Source organism: Fluviispira vulneris (assembly GCF_014281055.1).
Taxonomy (GTDB): domain Bacteria; phylum Bdellovibrionota_B; class Oligoflexia; order Silvanigrellales; family Silvanigrellaceae; genus Silvanigrella; species Silvanigrella vulneris.
In genome coordinates this window covers 28,733-37,718 of the sequence record NZ_JACRSE010000009.1, presented here as the reverse complement: position 1 = coordinate 37,718, position 8,986 = coordinate 28,733, and the positions used below count along the sequence as shown (strand labels likewise).

At 30.9% G+C, this 8,986-nt stretch carries 8 protein-coding genes; 1 reads left to right on the top strand and 7 read right to left on the bottom strand.

Annotated elements, in window-relative coordinates; all coding sequences use genetic code 11:
• Positions 1-621 (top strand): substrate-binding periplasmic protein (locus H7355_RS15875; protein WP_186650507.1); only part of this gene is annotated, 621 nt, incomplete at its 5' end.
• A gap of 87 nt (positions 622-708) precedes the next feature.
• Here H7355_RS15875 and H7355_RS15870 read toward each other — a convergent pair.
• From H7355_RS15870 to H7355_RS15840, 7 genes are all read right to left on the bottom strand, one after another.
• Entirely contained in the window at positions 709-1,467 is a 759-nt protein-coding gene (locus H7355_RS15870) for a hypothetical protein (protein WP_186650504.1), read from the bottom strand.
• A gap of 242 nt (positions 1,468-1,709) precedes the next feature.
• Positions 1,710-2,633 carry a methyl-accepting chemotaxis protein gene (locus H7355_RS15865; RefSeq protein ID WP_186650499.1) on the bottom strand — a complete coding sequence of 308 codons (924 nt, stop codon included), beginning with the start codon at positions 2,631-2,633 and terminating at the stop codon, positions 1,710-1,712.
• A 137-nt stretch (positions 2,634-2,770) separates the two neighbouring features.
• Complete coding sequence (locus H7355_RS15860) at positions 2,771-3,220, bottom strand: MCP four helix bundle domain-containing protein (RefSeq protein WP_186650496.1); 450 nt, start codon at positions 3,218-3,220, stop codon at positions 2,771-2,773.
• 261 nt (positions 3,221-3,481) lie between these two features.
• Entirely contained in the window at positions 3,482-4,966 is a 1,485-nt protein-coding gene (locus H7355_RS15855; RefSeq protein ID WP_186650492.1) for a methyl-accepting chemotaxis protein, read from the bottom strand.
• A gap of 33 nt (positions 4,967-4,999) precedes the next feature.
• Positions 5,000-6,211: a TniQ family protein gene (locus tag H7355_RS15850; protein WP_186650472.1), complete on the bottom strand. Its 1,212-nt coding sequence runs from the start codon at positions 6,209-6,211 to the stop codon at positions 5,000-5,002.
• On the bottom strand, positions 6,211-7,134 hold the full coding sequence (locus H7355_RS15845; RefSeq protein WP_186650469.1) for a TniB family NTP-binding protein: 924 nt from the start codon (positions 7,132-7,134) through the stop codon (positions 6,211-6,213). The genes H7355_RS15850 and H7355_RS15845 overlap by 1 nt, the downstream gene beginning before the upstream one ends.
• On the bottom strand, positions 7,131-8,849 hold the full coding sequence (locus H7355_RS15840) for a Mu transposase C-terminal domain-containing protein (protein ID WP_186650465.1): 1,719 nt from the start codon (positions 8,847-8,849) through the stop codon (positions 7,131-7,133). Before H7355_RS15840 ends, H7355_RS15845 begins: the two co-directional genes overlap by 4 nt.
• Between the last annotated feature and the right edge of the window lie 137 nt (positions 8,850-8,986).

Below are 8,986 nucleotides of genomic sequence, written 5' to 3'. Positions count from 1 at the left end.
ACTCAAGAATGGCCTCCATATCAATATTTTCAAGGAAATAAATTACAAGGCTCCGCTACGAAGGTTGTAGAATGTGTTTTAAAAAAAATGAACTTGAATTATCAAATTAAAGTTTTACCATGGAAAAGAGCACAAGAAGAAGTTAAATTAGGTCAAGCACAAGCTTTTTTTTCAGCAGGAATAACTAATGAACGAAATAGCTACGCAGTTCCAACTAAAAAAATAGAAAGTTATAAATGGTATTGGTACTTAAAAAGTAATTCTTCTTTTAATCCTAATTTAAAAGAGTTTAAAGAAAAAGCTGAAGTTGCTGCAAAATTAGGAACAGGACCAGAAACATTTTTAATCGAACAAAAATATAATCTAGTTACATCACCAAAAGATATTAGCAATCTCTTTGATATGTTAGAGGCAAAGCGATTTGATGCATTCCTGTCTCCAAAAGAACCCGCAACTGATGAGATGAAGAAACGAAATTGGAATAAGAGCAAATTCAAAATAATTTTTCATTCTGAAAATCCACTGGTATTCTATTTTTCTAAAAAATTTATTTCGAATAATAAAAACGTAGTGAACCAATTTAATTCATTTATAAAAGAATGTTCTAATATAATACCTTAAGAAGAGCTTTGAAAATCAAATTGGTTTATTAAAAAACAATCTTTTGACACATAGAGCGATAACTTTGAATGAGGAAATACGATCATTTTATTTTTTTCCATTTACTAATGTATCAATATTATTTACTGAGTTTTGAAGTATTTCAAATTCTTCAATCAATTTTTTTTCCGAAATTGATCTCATGATTATAGATTCTTGATTATTTTTAGATACTCTCTCCATTTGTAATATTGATTGTGAAATATTTTTAAGATTATATTCTTGCTTACGGATAGCCTCTGATATTTCTCGAATTTTTTCAGATAATTTTTCAATATTTTTTGTGTTAGTATAAAATGAATCTTGAGAATTATTTGTACCAGATGAAGAATTTGTGGTTCTTCTTATTTTTAGAAATAATAAAACATTTATTAATAATACCATGATTAATGTTGCAATATAAAAATTATTAATAATGGAATAATATCTTGCTTGTTTTAAAGCTTTCACTCCTTGAACGTAATTGAAGTCAATTTCTTTCGCAATTGATTCTGCAAGTAGGGAAGATATTGCCTTTGTTTCTAAGTTGAAATGACTAAATGCTTCATGTGGCTTTTTTTCTATTACCTTTAAATCTTTCTCTATATTATCTTTGTAAGATGTCCATAAATTATAAACTTCTTTAGTAAACGTTTCTTCTCTACCAATTATCATCAAATTTTTTTTATAATTTTCAAGGTTATCATGAAATTTGTTATGCATGTTAACTAATGCCTTTTTATCCTCTTCTAATATTTCATTTCCATCAATGAATGTTGAGAAAATTGATCGATTTTTATCAGAAATCTGAAAAAAATCATAAAGCAATCTACTTTGAGTTTTTACACTTGGGAGCCAATTTTTTTCACTTTCATTTGAATAATATTGGATTTTATTATTTAAATAAATAAATAATATTATCGAAAAAATTGATAAAATAAGAAAAAAACCATAATATATATAGTGACTTTTATATAAACTTTTCTTTGTCATATTAAAAACCCTTATTAATTTTTTAATTATAAATATGAGTATCGATAACTTTTCTATTTTTTAAATATTTTATCAATTTAAGATTCTCCTTTTATAAGAAATCCAATATAATTTGCTGTCGAATCTAATTTCTCACTTTGGCTGATAAGATCGGAAGAAGATTCTGAGGTAGAATTCACTGCAGTTTGACTTTTCTGGGTTGCTTTATCTATATTTGACATTGCTAATGATATTTGCCTAATTCCAATTTCTTGTTCTCGTGTTGCATCAGATATTTGTTGGATTACACTTGCCATATTTGAGATATCAGCAGATATTTCATGAAAAGACTCTTGGGCTTCAGCAGTAACTTTTTTTCCACTGTTTACTCTTTCTTTTGTAAGTCCAAGAATTTTATTCACTTGTTCTTGGCTTGTTGTAATAACAGCTTGAATATCTTGAGCAGATTTTCCACTTACTTTTGCTAAATTACCTACTTCCTCAGCCACAACTGCAAATCCTTTCCCATATTCACCGGCTCTAGCAGATTCAATAGAAGCATTTAAAGAAAGCAGTTCTGTTTTAGAAACTATGTCATTTATTACTGCTGTTTTCGTATTGATTTGATTAATAATTTCTGCAATATTCTGTAATTCATTATTTGATTCTTGTATCGTCTCCATTGCGGTTACAAGCATTTGCATAGTTTTTTGCCCTGACTCTGTTTTAGCAGATGCACTTGTCGCTACATTAGTCGATTCTTTTGCATTTTCAGCTGTTCTATTAACCATACTTGTTATTTCATTTATAGCAGCACTCGTCTCATGAATTGAAGCAGCTTGTTCACTCACAGATTCAGATAATATATTAGAGCCTTTTTTAAGAGATGAAGCAATTTCTGCAGTAGAAACGCTCTGATTTTTTAAATTTTCAAACGCTATACTTAATGAACCAGTTGTATTTCTAATGATATTGAAAATTAATATGGCAATAAAGATTGAAGAACCTATAATACAGGACATTGTAATATTTGTGATTGTCGTTAAATGCTTCCCTTTTTCTGTTGATTTAACACCACCATTGTAATTATATATTGCAAGCTTTTTTACTGCAGATTCTAAATCTGCCGCTGCTATTCTTGCTTTTGAAAGGACAAATTTTAAAGCTTCTGCTTTTTTCCTTGTTGATTAATATCAAGCCCTTCCCTAGCAGCGTTATCGTAAATTTTCCATTTTGTAAAAACATCATCTAAAAGAGCTTGTTCTTCAGGACTGCTTACTAGTTTCTTATGTTTTTCAAGATTGGCCTCAATATTTTGTCCATATTTATCTAAAGCTTTTATATCTTCAGCTTTAGTTTTTTTATCTTCATCACCAGTATTTATCAAAGAAGTGCTTAATAATCCAAGGATTCTTCTTGCATATTTACTAACCCCTTCACTCATTTCACTTGTAGATAAAACACTAGGCAACCAGCTTTCTCCTGTTTCGAGAGCGTAAGATTGAGTTTTATTGATCATAAATATAGTATATAGTGCAGCTGCTAAGATGAGTGTTAATAAAATTACTATTGATATATTTAATTTATATGACAAACTTTTCTTAGACATAGCACATCCTAATTTGAAAAAAAGTAGGTTTAAATTGATAAATTAAGCATTAGTATTACAATAAATTTTACATTAATATTTAATTTATTGAAATTGCAAAATTGACGCACTGGGAATTTATTTGCGATATTTATGAAAATATAAAATGTTTTTTAATTGAGAAAAAATATCAAAGGTGATGGCTGTATCACAAAAACTCCGAAAATGTATCTTGAATTATAAATTGATATAATATTATATAGTTAATCTAGGAGCAAGAAGTTATGCTTTCTTTTCTCCAAAAACAATATCTTCCGTTTTAGAAGTGATGGATTTCAAATCATGGCTTATCTCTAATATTTTAGATGAAGAAAGTACAGATTTTTCAGCGCTTTTCAAATTATTTATAGCTGAAATATCAATTTTTGTCATTGCTTCTGAAATTTGTTTTAGACCAATTTCCTGTTCTCTGGTCGCTTCTGAGATCTGGCTCATTTGAATTTGAATATCATTTACATCTTTTATAATTTTATTAAATATGTTTGATACTTCTTCAGTTTTATGCTGTCCTTCAGATACTCTAGACAAAGTTAATTCTAGAATATTTTTAACATTCTCTCTACTTTTTTCAAGAAGTTCGCTGATTTCTTTTGACGATTTTCCACTCGTTTTAGCTAAATTACCTACTTCTTCAGCTACAACAGCAAATCCTTTACCATATTCTCCAGCTCTTGCTGATTCAATAGATGCATTCAATGAAAGTAATTCTGTTTTTGTAACAATATCATTTATAACAACAGCTTTATTTTCAATTTGCGTAATTATTGCCTCAATTTCTGTGAGTTTTTTACTCGCTTCTTGAATTGATTCCATTGACTCAACCATGTCTTTTACTGCCCGATTTCCTAATTCAGTTTGAATATTTATTGTCTTTGATAAGTTTTCCGAGTTCAATGTGAGGGTAGAAGTTCTTGAAATCATACTTGTTACTTCAGAAATTGCTGCAGCCGTTTCCTGAATTGAGCTTGCTTGTTCTCTTGAGGACTTTCCAACTTCCTCACTCATTTTTGTTAATTGAGTTGATTCTTCATTCATTTTTAATGATGATTTTTTCAGTAGATTTGTGAGCAAAGATAATGGCACTGAAATGAAATTAGCAATTTTAACTCCTCCGAACATTAAAAAAATGGTAATAATGAAAGTAATTATACCAATTACCATAATGTTCTTAGACTTTTGTCTATCCACATCGTCTATATAAATACCAGTTCCAATGTACCATTTCCATTCAGGGATTGGGACTAAATAAGTAAGTTTTGGAAATTCTCCTGTGAAACCAGGCTTTGAAGTATAATAAGATAAAAATTCTGGGCCATTATTTTTTAATGAGATTTCAACAAATTTATGATACTGGGGTGAATTTTGAATAACTCCATCATCTTTAGGGCGCTTAGGATTTACAATCTGTCTTCTATCATAGTCACCTACAAAATAATAATTATCTCCATCATATCTTGCAGCATTTAATATCATTTTGACTTTTGATACGGCCTCATCATGCGATATTTTACCGTCTTTTTCTAGCTTTACGTACTCAAAAATTACAGAAGCAAAAGAATCGCTAAGATTTTTAATTTGAGTACGCTTTTCATTCATGAGTCGATTTATGGAATCATTTCCTATAAATATTAGTGATATTGAAAATAGAATTAATATAAAAATATTCCAATAAATCATTTTTTTCTTAATACTTAAATTATTTAACATAATTCTCCCTGAGATGAAATTGTAATTAAAAAATTACATATTGTTGCTTAACGATTCCTCTGATAATTTATTGTTAATTACTTGTTTATTTTTATAATAATTTAATGATGATTCTGCGCATTTTATTGTTCTTTTATGAATCACATTTTTGTTTTTATCGATGATTTTTTGAATTAAAGAATTAAATAACATTGCGGCTGGTAGAAAGTTTTCCCCGTTTTTAATATTGCTTGTTATATTATTTGAATGTTCTTTATTTTTAACGAAGAGATCATAATAGATTTCATTTGAGCCGATATATTTAGAAATGAAATTGGGAATAAAAATTTGATTTAAATTCCTACTCTTTGGCATAAAAGAAAGTATTTGGTTTGGAAAATCTTGTAATAAATATGCAGCGCATTTTATTACATTAGCCCTATCTTTTATCTCTAAAAGTTCAAATACTTTGCTCTTTGGTTTCTGGATACCAGCATATTGCCAAATTCTTTTTATGCATTCTTGATCTTTATAATCCCTGCTTTTAATTGTAAGTTCATGGAAAAGGCTTCTTAAGAACCGAACCCAAATGTTCACATGAATTTCTTCTTTCCCAAGTCTTGCATAACCTGTTTCAATAGCTTTGAGAGTGACACCATCAAGCCAAGTGTGTAAATATTTTGTATTTATGATATTTTCTTTCCAAGCTAATTGATCCCAAGGTTTATCACTCGTCTCAACAAGTAAGCAGTCATGCCGTAAGCAAGATGACACTAATGCTGTCCTCCATATGAGCAATCTTGGTAGATCCAAATCTTTATTTTCTATGCATATTGGACAAAAGCGGTTTATACGGGTTGATTTCCATGGAACATTTGGTATCCAGGGAAGCAATGATTTTTTAGAATTTGAATTCATATTGATATAAGGCAAATTGCGATTTAAAATACAAAATGGAGCTGTGAGTTGTGTAAATTCAAAATCATAAACAGGTTTAACTGAATCAATCACCCAAGGAGAAATCCCTGCAACAGTCATTTCAATTAAATATTTCAAAGATAACCCTGTATTAATTGAAATTTTATTTAATAATTCAGGACTAGGAGAAACATCAATATCCCACCAAGAAATTGGTTTTTTGATCAAGAATCCAATTTCAAATAAAGTATCAACATCAATCCTATAATAATCAGCTATCCTCATAATCCATGAGCTTAATGCTTCTAATTTATAGGGACGAGGCCATATTGGGAATCTTTTTGCCATTATTGCAACTCACGTTCAAATTTATTCCGTCTTTCCGTTGGGGAGTCATAATCCGCTTGCATTAATAATTTTAAATCGATATTTTCTTGGCCACTTTCAATTGCGAGAATAGCGGTTCTAGAAATTAGAGAAATAATTTCTCCTATGGTGGCTTCCGTTTTCCTTAAAATATATTGACGTATTTCTTTTTCTAATAAAAACGAAGGAAGTTTTAATGGTAAAGTAGATGTAACACTCATAAGTAAGCTTGAAAACTCCCTATCATCTTCCCACAATGGTAAAATGTGTGGTTCAAAGCGGTTTTCGAGTTGATCATCTGTACGTATAGCAAGATAGGCCTCTCTAATCCCAAGGCAGACAATAGGGATTTGAAGTTCATTTCCAATAAAACGGATTAGGTTAAGGAATTCCCTTTGGACATTTATCCTACCAGCAAGGATATTATGAAGTTCGTCAATGATGATCATTCGGGTGGACAATTGCTTCAATAATTTTAAGGCGACATGTTCTAAATCTGCTACTTTACATTTCATAGTGACAGGAGCACCTAGATTATAGAGAAGCATGGAATAAAATCTTGCTATTGTAGGATCACTTGGCATTTGTAGTGCTACGATTGGGATAATTTCTTTAGGGATATTTTCGCAAGAAATTATTTTATGCATGCGTTTAAACTTTTCGATAATCATTGATTTTCCATTATTTGTAGGACTAACAATGAGGAGGTTTGGCATCCTTTGGCGTTTAGGATGATCAATAAGTTTTTGAAGTTTGGAAATAGCTTCTTGCGCTTTTGAATAACCAATCCATCTATCTGCACGAATATGCGCAATGCGTTCTTCATTAGGTAATAAAACTATTTTCCTCATTTGCGGTATTAGATGTTCGAGGGAAAAAGCATTATTAAAATTCACTTCAATCATGACCAATCCTCAATGTCTTCAAATGGTTTGATGGAATCTATTTCGAAGTCTTGCAATTCATTTATATTTAAATTATCATTGTTTTTATTGCTTTTTATATCTAATGTACTTTTTTTTGCATTTTCATTTTTTACACGTTTTTTTCTTGCAGATTGCGTTTCTTTCTTAGCATTTTTAATAATTTCTTTCATTTCCAAAAGAGTCCTGAAAATTAAAGTCTCATCAAAATGACGTAATCCTCTTTCTTTAAGTCTTCGCAATGATTCTCGATGTTCCCAAAGGGTAATGACAGGTCGGGCAATATTCCTATATGGGATTTCTAAATATTGGGACTCTTTTGGATGAAGCACAAATATTCTGCTTAAATTACGTGGATCTCTACGGATAATAAACTTTTCATTCATATTACCAGATGAAATCCAAGGTATTAAAGCATTTGAAAAATAAAAGATATGCTCAATAACAAATCCATGCCGTTGGAGAGTTCTTCTTTCAATAGGCAAAAAGTCGATTAAAAAAGCCTTTTGGTTTTGCACTAAATTTATATCTTTATTCCTATTTTCTATTCCACGACGGAATAAAGAAAGTGGAGTTTCCATAAGTGAAGAATGAATTTCAAGATGATACTTTCCTACAATTGCATGGGTAAGCCATTTTTCTAGTTCAGGCATTGTGAGAATAGCCATTTTATTTGAGTCGTAATTTCCACGCTCGGATGTATTTGAAAATGTGGTGCCAGGAATTTCATGTATTTCTTTCATGAAAGTACCAATAACACGTTCAATAACCCCATTGAGATGGGGATAGCCAACTTTCCTCCAATGAATTGAAATGCCGTGTTGTTCACATCCTTTACGCAATGCTTCGCTTTTAAATTCGCTACCTTGATCCACTACGATTTTTTCTGGTTTTCCTTTTAGTGGCCAGCTATGTTGGATATTAAATTTATTAAGGAGATCCGTTTTATCAAATATGGCATGTGTTAAACACATGCCAACAGATACTGCTGATGGACTTTCAAAACTTAAGTAAAAACCAGCAATACATCTACTAAAGACATCTATTGCTAATGTAAGCCAAGGTCTTCCAATTGGGAGGCGTTGTTGCTCATCCACGACTATAACATCTACTTTTGTGTGGTCTATCATGAATATTTCAAGAGGATATTGGGCAGTAATAGCTGGGCCATGGTTTGCAGTAAATGGATGAGCCGCAAATTTTCCAGATCTTTTTTCAAACACTTTTTCCAGTGAGATTTTCGAGATTCTCCTACGAACAGTATTTTGCCCTGGAGGCGGAATATTTGCTTCTACGCATCGCCTTCGAACTTCTTGCACAACCATAGATATTTTTCTTTTTTGTTTATCCAAATAAAGCTCTCTAACCACTTTATGGATAATTGATTCAACATTTTCATTTATCCTAGGCTTACCTATTCCCCCATTCGGAGAGCGAGGCGCAAGAGAGCTTAAAAGCTTTCCTGATACTTTATAGCGTTCAATTAATCTTGATAATGTGCGTTTCGAAATGCCAAGTTCATTTGCTGCTGATTGTCTTTTTTTTTCAGAAATTTTTGCTATCTTTAAAAGGGATTGAATGACTTCTGCTCTGCGGCGGGCTTCTTCCCAAGCTGGTTCTGACAATCTTACTGGCTCAATTTCCAAAGAAGATGTCCCAGAACTTTCATTTTCTTCGGTAATGTCCTGATTTTCCATAGTTGTAATCCTGTGACAGGGAGTATGGAAATTTTAGCATATTAGGACAGGATCTATGGAAAAAACTTTTGACATCCTCTTTGGGTAACTATCTAATTTCACTCCTTACGAAATGACATCCTCTCTGGAAAATGACA